The sequence below is a fragment of the Lacunisphaera limnophila genome (assembly GCF_001746835.1).
GTDB classification, from domain to species: Bacteria; Verrucomicrobiota; Verrucomicrobiia; order Opitutales; family Opitutaceae; genus Lacunisphaera; species Lacunisphaera limnophila.
The window spans coordinates 941792-959296 of sequence record NZ_CP016094.1 but is presented as its reverse complement, the minus strand read 5'-3'; the positions used below and the strand labels follow the sequence as shown (position 1 = coordinate 959296).

The following is a 17505-nucleotide window of genomic DNA, read 5'->3' as shown; positions in this document are numbered from 1 at the left end:
ATCCCACGAGATGATTTCATCAGGCACATTGGACCGGGTTGGAGGTCTGGGCCGGGCGGCCGTTCAGCAGCCGTAGACGCCGCCGTTGATGTCGAGGGTGGCCCCCGTGATGAAGCCGTCGTACTCGCTCGCCAGGTAGACGGCGGCGCGCGCGACATCCTCCGCCGTGCCGCCGCGGCCCAGCGGGATGCCGGCGATGGTGGCATCGGCCGACTGCCGGGTCGTGTGGGTGGTGTGAAAGCTGGTGCCGAGGATGAGTCCGGGGGCGAGGGCATTGACCCGCACGCCCTGGGGTCCGAGTTCACCGGCCAGCGAGCGGGTGAAGGTGAGGATGGCACCCTTGGCGGTGGAGTAAGCGAGCGAGCCGGCGTGCCCGCCCTTGCGGCCGGCGAGGGAGGCCAGGTTCACGATGCTGGCCCCGCCGCCGGTGGTGGCGGCGGCGACCAGGTGGGGCAGGGCGGCCCGGCTGACGCGGCGCGCGCTGCCGACGTTGAGTTCCATGACCTCGGCCCAGAACGCCTCGTCGCCCTCCGCGAGGGACCGGCGCGCCACGAGCGAGCCGGCGTTGTTGATCAGGATATCGAGGCCGCCGAGGAAACCGACGGCGGTGGCGACGAGGGAGTCGCAACCCGCCGGCCCGGTCAGGTCGGCGCTGGCGTGCGCGCAGCGGCGGCCGAGCCCGGCAGCCGTGGCCGCGAGCTCCTGCGCGCCCGCGGTGCTGCGGTGGTAGTGCACGAAGACATCGCAGCCGGCGGCGAGCAGCTGCCGGGAGATCGCCAGCCCGATGCCCTGGGCGCCGGCGGTCACGAGCGCGCGTTTGCCAAGCAGTTTGTTCATAATCATTAGATCCTTGGTGACCGGGCGGCGGAGGTCAACCGCGCGCCCGCAGGAGCGCCCGGGCCGAGATTGACGTTGCCCGGTACCCGGAGGGCGCTTGGCTGTCCGTTCCGTATGAAACTCGACATCCCGGCCGGCGATTTCGCCGGTTACATCTTTGACTGTGACGGCACCTTGGTGGACACGATGCCGCTGCACTACCGTGCGTGGGACCGGGCCATGCAGCAGGCCGGGCTCAAGGGCACGTTGAGCGAGGAACTGTTCTACTCGCTCGGCGGCATGCCGACGCGGAAGGTGGCCGCGGTCTTCGCCCAACACTACGGCCTGACCATCGACGTGGACTGGGTCTTCCACCACAAGGAGGAGTTGTTCCTCGAGATGCAGGCCGAGATGAAGGTGATCAAGCCGGTGGTGGATTTTGCGCGGAAATTTCACGGCCGGGTCCCGATGAGCGTGGCCTCGGGCGGACCGAAGCCGGTGGTGAAGACGACGCTCGAGCTGATGCATCTCGCCGACCTGTTCCCGGTGGTGGTGACGCCCGAGGATGTGGCGCACGGCAAGCCTGCGCCCGACATGTTCCTCCTCGCCGCCAAAAAGATGGGTGTGCCGCCGGAGCGCTGTCTGGTCTTCGAGGATGCGGGTCCGGGCTTTGAGGCGGCGATCGCGGCGGGCATGCAGTTTGTGCGGGTGCCGAGCCGGGTGGGCTGAAGGATTTGATTTGAACCGACCGGGCAACCCGCATCGTTTGGCGGCATGACTTTCGCCGAGCTGGCCAACCCCGGCATCCTGACGCAGCCAGTCTACGAGCCGGGCAAACCGATCGAGACGGTGGCCCGGGAACTCGGCCTGGATCCCGCCGGCATCATCAAGCTCGCCTCCAACGAGAATCCGCGCGGGCCGTCGCCCCGTGGCCTGGCGGCGGCGCAGCGCGCGTTGGCGGAGGCGCACCTTTACCCGGATGGCGGTTATTATGCCCTGCGGCAGAAACTGGCGGCGCGGCTCGGTCTCGGGCTGGAACAGTTTGTGATCGGCGACGGTTCCAACGAGCTGCTGGAACTGCTCGGGCATGCGTTTCTGTCGCCCGGGAAGGAGTGCGTGATGCACCGTTCCGCGTTTGTGGTCTACAAGCTGGTGACACTGATGTTCGGCGCCACGCCGGTGGAAGTACCGCTCGGACCAGGCTTGCGGCAGGATCTGCCGGCGTTGCTGGCGGCGGTTACGCCGCGGACCCGGCTCGTGTTTCTGGCCAGTCCCGCCAATCCGACCGGGGTGGCCAGCAGCGCGGAGGAGATCAGCGCGTTGGTGCGGGCGCTGCCGCCCCATGTCATCCTGGTGATGGACGAGGCCTATGCGGAGTATCTGGAAAATCCCCCCGACCTCCGGCCCCTGATCGCCGAGGGGCGCAAGGTGGTCTGCCTGCGCACCTTTTCCAAGATCTACGGCCTCGCGGCCCTCCGGATCGGCTACGGCTACGCGGCGGCGGAACTCATCGCCATCGTGCAGCGGGCCCGGCAGCCGTTCAACGTGAACGCCATCGCGGCGGCGGCCGCCACGGCGGCGCTCGACGATGAGGAGTTTGTCGCGGACTGCCGGCGGGAGAATTTCGCCGGGCTCGCGCAGCTGGCGGCGGGGTTCCAGGCGCTCGGTCTGGAGTTTGTGCCGGGACACGGCAATTTTCAGCTCGTGAAGGTCGGGGACGGACTGGCGGTGTTCGATGCCTTGCAGCGCCGCGGGGTGATCACCCGCCCGGTGAAGGGTTATGGGCTCCCCGAATGGCTGCGGGTGACGGTGGGTACCCCGGCACAGAATACGCGCTTGCTCGCTGAATTGGCCGCGGCCGTGTCCCGTTAAGACTCCCGGGGGGGGAGCGCCGCCGGCGTATGGGCCGGTCAGGGAAACCCCTAGGTCATTGGCAATGGGCCGTCCGGTCATCATCGGTTGGTTCCCCAAGAGAGTCAGACCGAACCGGCCATGATGGCGCAGTGGCCGGCAGGAAAGCGCCAGCCGAGGCCAAAAAACAGGCCTGCCGGTCGCTGGTGGAATGATAGATGCTTCCACCCTGAAATCCGAGTCGGGATAATCCGACTTCAGGTATCATAAAACACTGGACAATATATATATGAACACCAATGGCGCAAAGAACAGGTCGAGTAAAAGTAAAGTATAGGCTTGAACACGTCAGTGGTTTGCATCTCTTATAAAAAACCGATCTAACATCGGGCCAACTTAGGAACACTATGAAACACACCGCACGCCTGGCAGTCATTGCCGCCCTTGTCAGCCTTTCCGCCAAAGCCGCTCCCTTTATGGCGGTGGGTGACGGAGCCGAACTCTTCGTTACCGCTGGTCTTTCGGTCGCGTTCGACGACAACGTTTTCCTTGATAGCGCCAACGAAAGTGATGATTCGATCATCAGCTTTACGCCGGGCGTCGACCTGGTTTTTGGCAAGGGTTCCGCCACCACGGGCAACCTTTACTATCGCGAGGAAATCCGTCGCTACAGCGACAACGGCAATCAGGACGCCGAGCTCTCTTCCGTCGGGTTCAATTCCAGCACCGACACCGGTGGCTCCAAGTTCAACCTGAACGGTTCCTACGCCCAGATCGCGCAGAACGATAATGATATCCGCATCGCCGGCCTGATCGTCCGTCGCGATGTTTCCAATCTCGGCGCCAAGGCGGAATTCGACCTCACCGCCAAGACCTCGCTCGCCATCGGCCTCACCTACGCCGGCACCGACTATAGCGTCGCCTCCTACACCGACAACGAAATCTCGAGCCTGCCCGTCGATGTCTACTATGAGGCGACCGAGAAGCTCGACTGGAGCTTTGGTTACCGTTACCGCACCACCAGCCAGGATGGTCTCGCGGCTGATTTCACCGACCACTTCGTCAATATCGGCGCGCGCGGCGAGTTCTCGCCGAAGCTGACCGGCCAAGTTCGGGTTGGTTACAACACCCGCGAGTTCGATGCGGGTGGCGACGACACCGGCCTCGGCGTCGACAGCAGCCTCAGCTTCGCCGCCTCGGAGAAGACCAGCATCCAGCTCTTCCTGAGCAACGATTTCGGCAACTCCGGCACCGGTGACTCCACCAAGACCTTCCGTTGGGGTGGCAGCGTCACCAGCAACCTGACCGAGCAGTGGTTCGCCCAGGCCTCCCTGAGCGTTGATTCCACCGAGTACTCGACGCGTGATGATGATTTCGTCAACGGCATGCTCTCCGTCGGTTACAAGTATAACCAATTCGTGAGCTTCTCCGCCTCCTACGCCATGCGCGACAACAGCTCGACCTCCGCGCTCGCCGAGTTCGACAACAGCGTGTTCACGTTCGGCGCCAACGTCCGCTACTGAGTCGGATTTCCCCTTGTCCAACGGAAGAAGGTCGTTGATCTTCTTCCGTTTTTTATTTCCTGAATCCAATCATGAGCCGTCTCGTCTCCCGTACCCTGCGCACCGCCGGGCTCATGCTCGGTCTGGTGGTTTCCCTGTCCGCCCAGACGCAGGCTAACACCGACTACATCCTGCGTCCGTCCGACCTGGTCCGCGTGCAGATCTTCCAGGAGGAGGATCTGGAGCGGGTGGTGCGCATCACGCAGGAAAACACGATTACGCTGCCCCTGATCGGCACTGTGGAGGTCAAGGACCGCACCGTGCGCCAGACCGAGGAGCTGATTCGCGCCCTTTACGACAAGGATTACCTCGTCAACCCGCAGGTGAACCTGACCGTGATGGAGTACTCCGAGAGCACGGTGCAGGTGGTCGGGGCGGTTAACCGGCCCGGCGCGGTGCCCTTCCCGCCGGAGCAGAAACTGACCCTGGTCGAGGCCATCGCCCGTGCCGGCGGCCAGTCTCGCATCGCGGACCTGCGCAAGGTGCGCCTGTCGCGCACCACCACCGACGGCCGGACCGAGAATTTTACCGTCAATGTCGACGAGCTGATGAAGCAAGGTTCGGGTGAACAGTGGTACCTCACCAAGGGCGACGTCATCTTCGTGCCCGAGCGCCTGCTCTAACCTGCATCCCATGGAAAACGCACCCAAGGCAGACAAGGTACAGGGTCCCGGCGAGGCCTATCCGGCCTATTATGGCGGCGGCCAGGGCGGCTACGGGGTCCTGGGGCAGGGCGAGAGCCAGATGCACCGCAGCATGCAGGACTACCTGCTGATCCTGCGGGAGCGCGTCTGGTATATCGTGCTGGTCTTCGCCCTGGTCTTCTCGGCCGCGGTCATCTTCACCTTTACCCGCGTCCCCCGCTACACCTCGGTGGCCAGCGTGCAGGTCTTCCGCAACGACCCCGTCGTCATGCAGGTGCAGAGCGTCGTCAACAACGAGATCCGCTCCGCCGAGGATTTGAACACCCAGGTGAAGGTGCTCGAGAGCCTGGCCATCGTGCAGCGGGTCGCGGACCGGCTGACCGGGGCCGACCTGGAACTGTTCATGGCTCCGTTCAAGAGCCCGGGCGCCGAGGTCCCCATCACCGCCGCCGAGGTGGTTTACCTCAACCGCAAGATCGTCCCCGTGCGCCTCAGCCTCGTGCTGCAGGTCCAGTTCTCCCACCCGGACAAACTCATGGCCGCGAAGGTGGCCAATCTCTTCATCGACGAGTACATCGCCTACAACTCCCGCCTGCGCATCGAGGATTCGATGAAGGCCGTGGATGATCTCAAGGAGCGCGCCGACCAGCAGAAAAAGCGCGTCGAGGAGATGGCCATCATCCTCCAAAACTACCGCGAGAAGAACCAGCAGGTCTCGCTCGACCAGCGCAAGGACATCGTCACCGAGAAGCTCAAGGCGCTGAACGCCTATGTCACCCAGACCACCTCGCGGCTCAACGAGGCCGAGGTCCGCTGGCGCCAGGTGCAGGAACGCAAGGCGACGCCGGCCCTCCTGCTGGAACTCCCTTTCATCGCCAGCCAGTCCCTGATCGTGCAGCTGGTGCAGCAGGTCGCCGCCCAGAAGATCGTGCTCGCCCAGATGCGGGAGCGCTACCGCGACAAGCACCCGCGGATGATCGAGGCGCACAATTCCCTGACCCAGACCGAAAAGGAACTCGGCCGGGCAATTGATTCCATGGCCGCGACGGTGGAAGCCGACTTCCAGACCGCGCGCCGCAACGACGAGGACGCCCGGGCCAACCTCGCGCGCCAGGAAAAGGAGTCGCTCGACCTCGACCGTGATGCCGTGGAGTACTCCAATCTCGAGCGCGACCTCGCGATCAACGAACACCTCCTGAACACGCTGCTCTCCCGCATGCGCGAGACCTCGATGAGCAGCACCATCGAGACACAAAGCGCCCGCGTGGTGGACCGCGCCAGCCCGGCACTGAAGCCCGCCTCCCCCAACGTCCTGCTGAACCTGGCCCTCGGTTTCCTTGGCGGCCTGGCCCTCGGCACTGCGTTCGCCTTCTTCGTCGCCTACGTGGACGACCGCGTGAAGAGCTCGTTCGACATCGAGTCGGTGATCGGCCTGCCGCTGGTCGGCATCATCCCCGAGATCAAGCGCATGGACCAGCCGGACAAGGCGCAGATTGTCATCAACAATCAGGACAAGCAGGTGGTCGAGTCCTTCCTCACCCTGCACTCCAGCTTGCGGCTCAAGGACGAGAGCAAGGCCGCGCAGGCCATCCTGGTCACCAGCACCATCCCGGGTGAGGGCAAATCCTTCACCACCACGAATCTGGCGCTCACCTTTGCCGCCCACGGGGAGAAGGTCGTCGTCATCGATTGCGATCTCCGGAAGCCGAACATCCATAAATCCTTCCGCCTCGAGAACATCAAGGGCGTCATCGATGTCTGCGCCGGCACCCACACCATCGACCAGGTCGTGATCAAGGGCGTGCACCCGAACCTCGATGTCATCCCGGCCGGTGGCCGCGCGAAAAACCCGACCCAGATTCTCAATAGCCGCAATTTCGAGCACCTGCTCGCCGATCTGCGCAAGCGCTACGACCGCGTCTTCATCGACACCCCGCCGCTGGCCGCGGTCAGCGATGCGCTGATCATCCTCCCGCTGGTGGATGGCTCGATCTTCACCATTTTCTTCAACCGCGTCCGCCGCAAGGCCGCGCAGTTCAGCGCCCGCAAGCTCCTGGAGGCGAACGTGCCTTGCTTCGGCGCCGTGCTCAACGGCCTGAATCTCGCGGTCTCCGGCTACTACTACGCCCAGTATTACGACAAGTCCTACAAGGACTACTACGTGACGATGGCGAAGCAGGACGGCGAGCCCGACGCCCGCTAGGCCGGCCGTTTGGCCGCGGCCCGGCCGATCCGGTCGTTGATCGCCGCGGCGAGTCCTCCCGCCGTGGGCGGCAGCGGCTCGATCACGATCCGGCGATGACCGCCGGCATCGGCCTGACGCAGCACCCGATAGAGATTCCGCGCGATTTCAGACAGGGAGCCGCGCCGGCTGAGCCAATACACGGCGGGTAGCATGGGACCGGCCGGTTGGCGCAACCGGATTACGGCCGTGCCGGCGGCCGGTTTCCCCGGGTGTACCATGCGGTGCAAGGGTGTGCGCGGGCTGTAGTGTTTCTCGAGCAAGCCCGGGGCTGAGAGGGTGGTGCCGGGAGGGGCGGCGCGCCGCCGGGTGACGACCGGGCGCCCCAGCACGCGGGCGAGCTGCGCCGCGCTGATCGCGCCGGGTCGCAGTACCCGTGGTCTGGCCGGGGTGGTGAGATCGACCACGGTGGATTCGACGCCGATGGCGCAATCGCCGCCATCGAGAATGTGCGCGATGCGCGCGCCCAGGCCCTGCTGCACGTGGGCCGCGGTGGTCGGGCTGATGTAGCTGAAAGGATTGGCGCTCGGTGCCGCCAAGGGCACGCCGGCGAGTCGCAGCAGGCGGCGCGCAAGCGGATGCGCGGGCGCGCGCAGGGCCACGGTCGCTCCGCCGGACGTCACGATGCCGGGCACCACGGGCTTTTTCGGCAGCACGAGGGTCAGCGGTCCCGGCCAGAAGGCCCGGGTGAGCAGGCGCGCTGCGTCATTGAACTCCGCGAGTTCCTCGGCTTGGGCGAGGCCGAGCACATGGACGATGAGCGGGTCGTTGGCGGGACGGCCCTTGGCCCGGAAGATCGCGCGGCAGGCCCGGGCATCCAAGGCGTGGGCCGCCAGCCCGTAGACCGTCTCGGTCGGGATCGCGACCAGTCCGCCGCGCCGCAGGACGGCGGCCAGCCGGCGCAGATTGGTGGGAGTGGGGGCGTGGATCTTGGCCGGCATCGGTTCAGCGCAGTTAACCACTATTGGCCACTAAAACTCAGTAAGGAAAAACGGACACCAGGATTTTATCCGCGGATCACGCGGACGAACGCGGATGGCTTTGTCGCATGGCGAGTCAGATCGGAATCCGTGCCTTGATCCGTGTTATCCGCGGTCAAGCCAGGGTGATTGGAGCCGGACACAAAAAAGCCGGAGCAGAAGCTCCGGCGGAAGGCGCTGCGTGAGCAACGGCTTATTGCATCGTCAGCATGTTGCGCGCGGTCTTGATCTTCGAGGTGATCGCGCGCTGCTCCTTGGCCGACAGATGGGTGTACTTGCGCGGCAGGATCTTGCCGGTGTCGGTGATGAAGCGGCTGTAAAGCTGGGGGCTGGTCAGGGGAACCTGCTGCGGCGTGAGGGTCTGGGTCTTCGTTTCGGTCGTGCTCATGTTGGAAAGTGGAGGGCGGAAGGTTGGGAATCACCCCGCCCCTGTCAACGGGCATTTTTCACCGGCGAGCGGATGCCGCTAATCGCCTTGGATCAGTGAGATGGAAGAGAGGTTTAGGCCGCGAATTAAGCCTGAACCGATTGCCGGCCACAGCCCGAACAGGGGATGGGCCGGCATTTTCCGCGAAAGGGGGGGGCGGGTGCCCCCGCCGGCTTATTGCCCGGCCGTGATCTTGTCGGCCGAAAGCAGGTTCGGGGTGACGACCGCCAGGCGGCCGCCCTTGAAGTAGTAGTAGCTGCCCGAGGAGCGGTAGGCCTTCACGTCGCCCTCAATGTAGACGAGGTCCGAGCCGATGGTGTTTTTGAGCCACCGGCGTTCCCGCATGCCGGTTTTGGGCACGAAGGTGCAGGCGGTAACGGACAGCAGCAAAAAGCCGCAGAGCAGGAGGCGGGGGAGTTTGTTCATGGTGGTGGACGGACGATGGTTCAAGGGGTGGTCGGCGCGGAGGCCTCGGCGAGGTTCACGCGGCCGCGCATGCCGGCGATGAGGGTGCGCCCGGCATTGTCGATGAGGATCTTGATCCGGACGAGGCCGCTGGCGCCGTCGATGCGCGGGTCGATGAAGTCGATGATGCCGTCGTGCGGCGGGATCTGGTGTTCGGGAAAAGCGACGGGCAGGCGCTGGCCGGCCTTGAGCTTCAGCGCCTCGCTGGCGTCGACAAACACCTGGAGGTAGACGCGGCTGATGTCGACGAGGTGGAAAACGGGTTCGTTCTCGTCCACGGCCTCGCCGGCTTCCTTCTTCTTCTCGACGACCAGGCCGTCGATGGGCGAGCGGATCTTGCGGCGGTCGAGCTGCTCCAGGGCGATCTGGTGTTGGAGTTTCGCGATATCGCGCTCGATGCGCTTCTCGATGGCTTCACCCTCGCTCACGACCTGGTCGCGGAAAAGGTTCTGCGTGCCGAGGGCGGCGAATTCGCGCTGCTCGAGGATCTTGGCGAAGCGGGCCACCTCGGCGGCCTCGACCCGGTCGATGAGCGTCGCGAGCAGGGCATCGGTGGCGACCGCGTCGCCTTCCCGGACATTGACGGCCGCGAGGATCCCCTGGACCGCCGAGCTGACGGTCACTTCCCGGAACGGCAGGAGCACGCCCTCGGCGGCGGGCGCCGCCGGCAGGAGCACCGGGGTGAGCAGGGCGGCGAACAGCGGCAGCAGCTTCATGAGCGGCGGGCGGCGCCGGGCGCTTCCACGAGGTTGATCTGATAGCGTTCGAAGAGCACGCCGGTGACGCCCCAGAGGATGGCGAGCGCCTTCTGGCCCTCGGCCACGGCCTCGAGTTGGTTCACGCGAGCCTGGGCCAGTTCATCCTGCAGGCGCAGCACGTTGAAGCTGGTGGTGAGGCCGTTCGCCAGGCGCTTCTGCTCGGCGTCGAGGGAGGCCTCGGCTGCGGCCACGGCGCGGGCCGAGGAGGCGGCGCGCAGCATGGCGGAGGAAACGCGGGTGTGGGCGGTGTGCACCTGCGCGTAGAGGCGGTTGGTCGTGCGGCGCACCTCCGTCTCCGCCTCGCGCAGGCGGAAGAGCATCTCGCGCAGCCGGGCCCGCTCGGCGGTGAAGGTGATGGGCAGGGAACCGACGAAACCGACCGTGAAGTCAGGCTGGGTCCGCTCGCCGTAATCGCTGAAGCTCGTGCCGATGTCGCCGCCGAGGCCGTTGAGGCCGACGGAGGCCTGCAGGTCCAGCCGGGGCAGGAACTGGTTGCGGGCGTGGCGCACGCGCAGCTTCTCGGCCTCCACGCGTTGCAGGGCGACCTGGTACTCGGCGTTGTGCTCCAGCGCGAGGTTGCGCAGGGCGGGCAGGGATTCATTCAGGGCAACCACCCCGAGGCGGTCCACCAGGTCGAAGTCCGTGTCCACCGCGGCGACGAAGTCGCTGAAGATCAGTTCGCGGAGGCGGTTCTCGGTCTCCACCAGGAAGGACTGGGCGCGGATGAGCTCGATCTCGGCCGCGGCCTTGGTGGACTCGGCCTGCATCACGTCGATCGGGGCCATGAGGCCCTGGCGGAGGCGCTTGTCATTCTCGACGCGCAGCTGCTCGGCCAGCGCGATGCGATCGGTGATCACCCGCACCAGCTCGCGGGCGTAGAGCGATTCAATGTAGGCGTCGAGGACGCTCGTGGCGATCTGGTCGACACGCCCGCGCAGGCCCTGCTCGGCGCCGCGCAGTTCCATCTCGGCGATGCGGGTCTCGGCCATGTTGGCCTTCAGACCGGCGCCGCGCAGCAAGGGCTGGGACACCGTGAACGTGGTGCTGCTGGTGTACTCGGGATAGAAACGGGCGAGCGCCTCCCGATTGAGGGTGTTCTTCAGCTGGTAGGAGCGGATCGTGACATTGTAGCGCGTGCCGGTGGGGAGCAGGCCGCCCAGGCTGCCTTCGATGCGGACGTTGTCCTCGCTCATGATCTCCACGGCGCGGCCGGTGGCGAAGAAGTCGCGGGTGTTTTGCGGGCGCTCGAGCGACTCCACGACAGTGCTGACGTCCAGCCGCGGGTCGAAGGCGCTCAGGGCCTGCATCCGGCGCTGCTCCGCGATTTGCGGTTTCAGGCGTTCGATGGAGACCTCCAGGTTGGCGTCGAGGGCCCGGACCACGGCCTCGTTCATGGTCAGGACCAAGGGGGCGTTGCCCGCGGGTGTCGGATCAGGCTGCCCGGAGGCGGAGACCGTGACGAGACCAAGGGCGAGGACAGCGGGAAGGAGACGTTGATGCATCACAAGCGAGGGACAAACCTGTAGGCTTTTACGTGGATTTGACTGCGGGAGCATCAGGGTAAATCCCACCGAGGGAAGCAAAAAGGGAAAGTCTCCCGACTTATTCAGGGTGAAAAATCAGGGCGTCCCGCACTCAAATTGTCTTGAATCCAGCGATCCTGCTGGAAAACCGCGAGCCGTTGGCGATAGGCGGCGCGCTCGGCGCGCGACTGGGCCCACCGACAAGCCGCGACTCCCGCCAGACGGGCTCCCGGCCAGCGTTGGGCAAGCGCGAGCCGGAGCAGACGGTTTATGGTGACCGGCAAAAAGTCGGTCAGGAGCTCATCCTCACAACTCAGGAAGAGCTGGCCGCTGCCCGGATCACCTTGGCGGGCCGCGCGGCCGAAGAGCTGCCGGTCGATACGGCCCGAGCGATGGGGTTCGGTGGCGATGACCAGGAGCCCGCCGAGGGCGGCCGACTCCTCGCCCAGCCGGATGTCGGTGCCGCGGCCGGCCATGTTGGTCGCGAGGGTGACCGAGCCGCGCTCGCCGGCCCGCTCGACGATCATCGCCTCCTCCTGATGGCGGTTGGCGTTCAGCAGGTGGAACGGGATGGCGCGTTCGCGCAACCGCTGCGCGAGTTCCTCGCTGGCCGCGATGTTGCGGGTGCCGACCAGAACCGGCCGGCCGGTGGCGTGACACTCGGCAATGGCGGCGACCACGGCGTCCCATTTCCCGGCTGCCCGCGCAAACACCCGCGTCGCCTCGGGCCGGAAACGGCCGGGCCGGTGCCGGGGAATCACGCAGAACGGCCGGCGGTGCACGGCCCAGATCTCGCGGGCGCATTCCCGCGCGGTGCCGGTGATGCCGCTGACCCGGGGCAGGAGACGGAAAAAGGACTGGTAGCTCAGCTGGGCGATCGACTCGGAGGGCTGGGTCACCGGCACGCCCTCCTTGGCCTCGACGGCCTGGTGGAGACCCTGCTTCCACTGGCGGCCGGGCATGAGCCGGCCGGTGAATTCATCCACGATCACCACGGTGCCGTCGGCCACCACGTACTGCTTGTCGCGGTGGTAGAAGTGGCGCGCCTTCAGGGCGGTTTCGACCAGTTCCCGGCGCCAGTGGCGGTGCTCAAGCAGCGCGCTGCCGGTGGACCCCGCCTCGCGGGCGAGCCGGTCCAGCCCGGCCTCGGTGAGTTCAACCTGCCGTCGGCGTTCGTCCACCTTGTAGTCGGAGCCTTCCGCGAGCGCGGCGGCCAGCCGGTGCGCGGCCTGTACGGCTTCCACCAGTGCGGGATTTTCCGACTCGCGGCTGATGATCAGCGGGGTGACGGCCTCATCGATGAGCAGGTTGTCGGCTTCGTCGACGATGACGTGGTGGAGGCCGCGCAGCACCGTGCGGCCGACGGAGGCGGGCAGCGACGCGCCGAAGTGCCGGCGCGCAACGCGCCGGGCGGCATCCTGCCAGGGACCGAGCAGCAGGCGGTCGCGCAAAAAGTCGGCGAGCAGTTCCTTGCCGGTGGTGTAGACGATCCCCGCGGCGTAGTTTTCCGCGCGCTCCGGGGGGGCCATCGGGGCCAGCACGCGCCCGCTGTCGAGACCGCAGCGGGCGTAGAAACGGGCCAGGTTGGCGGCATCGCGCCGGGCGAGGTAGTCGTTGGCGGTGAGGATGTGCACCGGCAGCTGGGTCCAGCCGAGCGGGGCGGCGGCAAGGGCGATGGTGAGGGTCTTGCCTTCGCCGGTGGCCATCTCGGCCAACGTGCCATGCAAGAGCGCCAGGGCGCCTTGAAACTGGGCGGGGTAGGGATCAAGGCCGAGTTCACGCCGGGCCGCCTCGGCCACGATCGGCAGCGCCGCGGTGGCCTGGGCGAGGCAGTCGTGCCGGTGGCGTCGGACCTGCCGGCGGTGCGATTCCAGGCGCTCGTCGAGGGTCTTGTCAGGCAGACTGGCGAGCGTGGCGTGCTCGGCATGCAGCCGGGCGGCCAGCGCGGCGAAGTCCGGGCGCGCATACTGCCGGCGCCGCCACCAGCCGATCCCTTGGTGGACCCAGGCATCGGCCCCTTCATGCAGGGGCGGCGGGGGCATCACCCGGGTGCGGACATGCTCGGCGGTCGGGGTCATCGCGGCCGGTCAGAGCTGGTAGCGCTGCTGCAAGAGCTGGCGGAAACGGCGCCAGCCCTGTTGCAGGAGGGGTTCCGTGCCGGTGGTGAAGCGGATGAGGCCGGTTTGCCCGTGCAGCAATGCGGCGTCACCCGGCACGCCGACCCGGGCGATCGCCTTGAAGTAGGGCTCCGCCGTCTGTACGCCGTCGGGATCCCCGGGCTGGATCTTCACGGGTCCGCCGGCGGACCAGCCGAGGGCGGCCGTGGGGAGGAGGTTCTGCCGGCCGGGCACGAGCTGCACCTGGCTGACCGCAATGGGCCGGGCGGCCTGGCCCGGCAGGCGGATCTCGGCGGCGGTGCCGGCATACGCGAACAGCCGGGCGGAGTCGTCCTGCGCCACGATGGCGGTGAATTCAAAGTCCGGCGGATCGATCACGATCCCGAGCTGCCGGCCGCGGGAGGTGAGTTCGCCCACCAAGTCAGCGGCGCGGGGCGCGACCCAGACGCCATCCATCGGCGCGCGGATCTCGAGCTCGCCCCGCCGTTGCCGCAGGTCGGCCAGCTCGGCCTCTGCCGACTCGCGCTGGCGCTGCAGCACGCGCAGGCCGGCGCCGCCTTGCTCGAGGGCCACATTTTCCTGCAGGCGCACCTGCCGGACGCGCGCCTCGGCGGAGACGAGGCGCAACTCGAGCTCGGGGTTGGTCATCCGGACCAGCAGATCGCCCGCCCGCACCGTCGAGCCCGACACGGCGGTCATCTCCGTGAGGTACCCGTCGGCGGCGGTGTAGACCCGCGCCTGTTCCCGGGTTTGGAGGACGCCGGGGGCGTAGGTGTGGTGGGGCCACGGGTAGAGAGCCAGGAAGGCCGTGACCAACGCCAGCGCGCCCAGGGTCACCGCGATGGCGCGCGGGCGCTGCCGGCCGAGCCGCGGCTCCCGCGCCAGGTAGCGCCCGAATTTCCAGACCGGCAGCACCAGCAGCGAGAAGGCGCCCACGGCGGCGGCCAGCAGGCCGAGCCCGAAGAACTTGTCGGCCACAAACAGGATGATGACGGTGAAGACAAAGATCCGGTAGATGCCGGAGGCGATGCCGAACAGGCCGAGGAAGGCGGCCTCGCGGCGGGTCGAGGCCGGTTGCGGGGTGTCGGCCAGGCCGAACAGCCCCCGCTCCGCCCAGCTGAACATCTGGGTGCGGCTGCGCTGGTGCAGGTTGGGGGTCTCGGTCAGGTCGGAGAGCAGGTAATACCCGTCGAAGCGCAGCAGCGGGTTAAGGTTGAAGAGCAGCGTGCTGACGGAGGCCACGAAGAGGATATTGTAGGCGAGGCTGTTGGTCATCCCGCTGCCGGTGTTCGCCCAGACGAAGACCGCCAGCGAGGCGACGAAGAGTTCCACATACATACCGGCGGCGCCGACCCACACCCGCCGCCAGCGCTCCCGGAAGGCCCAGCTGGCGGTGGCGTCCACATAGGGCACGGGGCTGAACACCAGCAGCATGATGCCCATCTGGTGCACCTGCCCGCCAAAGACCCGGCAGGCGAAGGCGTGGCCGAATTCGTGGAGGAGCTTGGTGACAAAGAAGGCGCCGAACAGCAGCGCGAGGTTGCCCGGGGCGAGCACTTCCTGGCCGCGGGTGAAGAGCTGGTCGCGGTGGTCGATGGCCGTCTTGGCGGCGAGCAGCACGACGACCGCCCACACCGCGAAGCCCGCCCAGCCGAAGGCGGGGCGGACGAGCGGCAGGAGCCGTTGCAGGAAACGATCCGGATCCCACAGCGGGATGCGGAGGAAGAGCACGCTGCTCAACGTGCTGCGGACCTGGGCCTGCTGGTGGCGGCGCAGGCGCTCGAAGAGCTGCCGGCTGTCCGGGGCGAGGTCGGATTGCAGCAGGCTGGCCTGGTGCAGCTGGCCGAGCAGCTGGATCACTTCGGACTGCCCCGGCGCCGACTCCCGGTCCTCGCGTAGGCAGCGGCGCCAGGCCTCCTCGACGGTGGCGCGGCCGGTCAGATGCAGCAGCAGGCGCCGGGCCCCCGGCCGGATGCGGTAGAAGGCGTTGGTGAAGGGATCCTGGACGACATACCAGAGTTCGCCCCGGTATTGCTGGCGGCGCACCTCGACGCCGGGGCGCAGCTGCAGGCGCTGGGCCGCAATGCGGTGCCAGGACTCACTGAACATCTGCGGGGCGTCGGCCATCGCGTCAGAGCCAGAGCTTCAGGCGGATGTAATCCACGAGACGATGGGTCAGCAGCCAGAGAATGCGGCGGTCCCCGGCCTCCACCTTGGCCACGCCGCTCATGCCGGGGCGCCACCAGACCGCCCGGTCGTTGGGGGCGGTGATCCGGGCGCGGAGAACGAAGACATTGCCCTCGGGTTTCACGCGGGCGACGGGCTCGAGGCGGTCGATGACAATGGGGTGGCGTTCACCGGGCAGGGTGGCGAAGGCGATCTCGCCGCGCCGGCTGGCGAGCACGGCATGGGCGTCGCGCTCGGGGACCTCAATTTCGACATACATGGCCTCGATGCGGGTCACGCGCATGAGGAGGTCGCCGGCCTTGACCGGCGTGCCGATGCGCTCGCGCAGGTCGCCCTCGACCACCACCCCGTCGGCCGGGGCGACGATGTCGGCGCGGCTCAGACGGAAGCGGACGATATCGAGGCTGGCCTGGGCCTGCTCCTTGGCGGCGGCCGCGGCCCGCATCTCGGCCAGCCGGCGTTCGACCTCGGCCTGGGCCCGCTGGGCCTCATGGCGGGCGAGTTCGGCGGTCAGCGAACCTTGCTCAAGGAGGAGCTGCCGCTTATCCAGGCGGATAAGCAGGTCGCCCGTCCGGACCGGGTCGCCCACGCGCACCGGCACCTCGGTAATATAACCTTCAAAGGGGGCGGGGAGGTTCACCAGCGTGTCACTGCGCACCACAAAGCTGCCCTCGACCCGGTGGGGCCAGGTGCAGACGACAGACAGCAGGAGCAGGAGGGCGGTGAGGGCGCCGGCCGCCTTCCACCAGGTGTGCTCGGGGCCGAGAAGCTTGGCGAGTTGCGCCCGGGTGGCCCGGGCGGCGCGGCGCGGCAGGCTGCCGTCGTGCCGTTCGAGTTCGTCAATCCGCCGGCTGGCCCGGTCGAGCACGACCCGCAGCGCGGTGATCTCACCCGCGGAGAAGGCGCGGTCCTGGCGTTCCAGCAGGAGGGCGCCCACCGGGCGTTCGTCCACGCGCAGGGGCAGGGTGGCCAGGTAGGCCACGCCCTGGGTCCGGGCAAATTGCTGGTGGTCGCGCGCCACATAGGTCGCGTCGTCGGGCTCGGGCAGGATGATCTCCTCGTCCTGGTCGCAGGCCTCCTCCATCGCGGTCTCGAGCTGGCGCACGACCTCCATCTTGGGCTCGAAACGGGGGAGGTCGCTGACGGCCCGGATGCGCACGTAGGCGTCCTGACGCCAGCCTAGGGAAACGCGGGAGCAGCCGGTCTGGCGGGCCAACTCGTTGCAGACCGTCATGACGGCCGGCGTGAACCGGGTCTGCCGGTCCAGGAGGGTCAGCAGGTCGAAGGTCTGGGCAAAGGCGCGGTTGCTCTCCCCGGCCTGGCGCAGGGCGCGGGTCCGGCGGTAGAGTACGGGTAGATCAAGGAGACGGGCGGCGCGGCGGGCGAACTCGCCCGCCTCCGGGACGGGGGCGGGCAGCCGGAACAGGGCCGTGAACTGCCAGCCGGGCATGCCGCCGTCGAAAGACACGGCGGGGAGGGGGGATTTGGGGTCCGCCGGCGGGCGGAATTCGGCGAGTTCTTCCTTCACCGCCCGTTCCAAGGTGGCCATCAGGCCGGGGTCATCCAAGGGGGCTCCGAGGGGGAATTTCTCGCGGGCCGGCCAGGCGGAAAAGGGCTTCCAGCCCTCGTTCGGCTCCAGCTGGCGGCGCAGCAAGAGGACGTGGGTGGCCCCGGTGGCTTCGGCCAGCGCTTCGGTAAAAAGCGGCCAGAATCCTTCCTCATTACCTTCATACTGGCGGCATCGTTGGACGGCTTGCACGGGTTCGGAATAAGGGAACTCGCGCATCCGCTGTCACGCTCCGACTCCGTTTGAGGGCATTTTTTTTACGGCGCCCGAGCCTCCGGAACGGGTCCGCCGAGTCCGCCGGTCGGGGATTTTTGGGGCAACCCAGGACCGCCGGGAACGTGCCAAGGCGGGCGAAAAATCGGATTC

Annotated in this window: 14 protein-coding genes; 5 read left to right on the top strand and 9 right to left on the bottom strand. The window is 67.2% G+C overall.

Translation table 11 applies throughout. From position 1 onward, the window contains the following. Positions 1-63 precede the first annotated feature (63 nt). Positions 64-837, bottom strand: coding sequence for an SDR family NAD(P)-dependent oxidoreductase (locus Verru16B_RS03910; protein WP_069961060.1), 774 nt, complete (start codon positions 835-837; stop codon positions 64-66). A gap of 114 nt (positions 838-951) precedes the next feature. Between Verru16B_RS03910 and Verru16B_RS03905 the strand changes: the two genes are divergently transcribed. From Verru16B_RS03905 to Verru16B_RS03885, 5 genes are all read left to right on the top strand, one after another. Next, positions 952-1545 carry an HAD family hydrolase gene (locus tag Verru16B_RS03905; RefSeq protein ID WP_069961059.1) on the top strand — a complete coding sequence of 198 codons (594 nt, stop codon included), beginning with the start codon at positions 952-954 and terminating at the stop codon, positions 1543-1545. 45 nt (positions 1546-1590) lie between these two features. Further along, a complete protein-coding gene (gene hisC / locus Verru16B_RS03900) occupies positions 1591-2688 on the top strand; it encodes a histidinol-phosphate transaminase (protein WP_069961058.1) in 1098 nt (365 codons plus the stop codon). Between the two features lie 386 nt (positions 2689-3074). Next, positions 3075-4190 (top strand): outer membrane beta-barrel protein, encoded by a 1116-nt coding sequence (locus Verru16B_RS03895; RefSeq protein ID WP_069961057.1) that lies wholly within the window; start codon positions 3075-3077, stop codon positions 4188-4190. Between the two features lie 71 nt (positions 4191-4261). Then, positions 4262-4852, top strand: a complete 591-nt coding sequence (locus Verru16B_RS03890) for a polysaccharide biosynthesis/export family protein (protein WP_069961056.1) — start codon at positions 4262-4264, stop codon at positions 4850-4852. Between the two features lie 10 nt (positions 4853-4862). After that, positions 4863-7076 carry a GumC family protein gene (locus Verru16B_RS03885; protein ID WP_069961055.1) on the top strand — a complete coding sequence of 738 codons (2214 nt, stop codon included), beginning with the start codon at positions 4863-4865 and terminating at the stop codon, positions 7074-7076. Here Verru16B_RS03885 and Verru16B_RS03880 read toward each other — a convergent pair. From Verru16B_RS03880 to Verru16B_RS03845, 8 genes are all read right to left on the bottom strand, one after another. After that, positions 7073-8056, bottom strand: a complete 984-nt coding sequence (locus tag Verru16B_RS03880; protein ID WP_069961054.1) for an L-threonylcarbamoyladenylate synthase — start codon at positions 8054-8056, stop codon at positions 7073-7075. The genes Verru16B_RS03885 and Verru16B_RS03880 overlap by 4 nt on opposite strands. Positions 8057-8288: 232 nt before the next feature. Further along, entirely contained in the window at positions 8289-8483 is a 195-nt protein-coding gene (gene rpsR / locus Verru16B_RS03875; RefSeq protein ID WP_069961053.1) for a bS18 family ribosomal protein, read from the bottom strand. A 213-nt stretch (positions 8484-8696) separates the two neighbouring features. Continuing rightward, the gene (locus Verru16B_RS03870) at positions 8697-8948 is read right to left on the bottom strand and encodes a hypothetical protein (protein ID WP_069961052.1); all 252 of its coding nucleotides are present in this window, start codon (positions 8946-8948) and stop codon (positions 8697-8699) included. Positions 8949-8968: 20 nt separating this feature from the next. Continuing rightward, positions 8969-9703, bottom strand: a complete 735-nt coding sequence (locus Verru16B_RS03865; protein ID WP_069961051.1) for an efflux RND transporter periplasmic adaptor subunit — start codon at positions 9701-9703, stop codon at positions 8969-8971. After that, the gene (locus tag Verru16B_RS03860) at positions 9700-11247 is read right to left on the bottom strand and encodes a TolC family protein (protein ID WP_169829271.1); all 1548 of its coding nucleotides are present in this window, start codon (positions 11245-11247) and stop codon (positions 9700-9702) included. Before Verru16B_RS03860 ends, Verru16B_RS03865 begins: the two co-directional genes overlap by 4 nt. Before the next feature lie 104 nt (positions 11248-11351). After that, on the bottom strand, positions 11352-13346 hold the full coding sequence (locus Verru16B_RS03855; protein WP_069961049.1) for a preprotein translocase subunit SecA: 1995 nt from the start codon (positions 13344-13346) through the stop codon (positions 11352-11354). 9 nt (positions 13347-13355) lie between these two features. After that, entirely contained in the window at positions 13356-15512 is a 2157-nt protein-coding gene (locus Verru16B_RS03850; protein WP_069961048.1) for a hypothetical protein, read from the bottom strand. A 4-nt stretch (positions 15513-15516) separates the two neighbouring features. Next, entirely contained in the window at positions 15517-17331 is a 1815-nt protein-coding gene (locus tag Verru16B_RS03845; protein WP_169829270.1) for a GAF domain-containing protein, read from the bottom strand. Positions 17332-17505 lie beyond the last annotated feature (174 nt).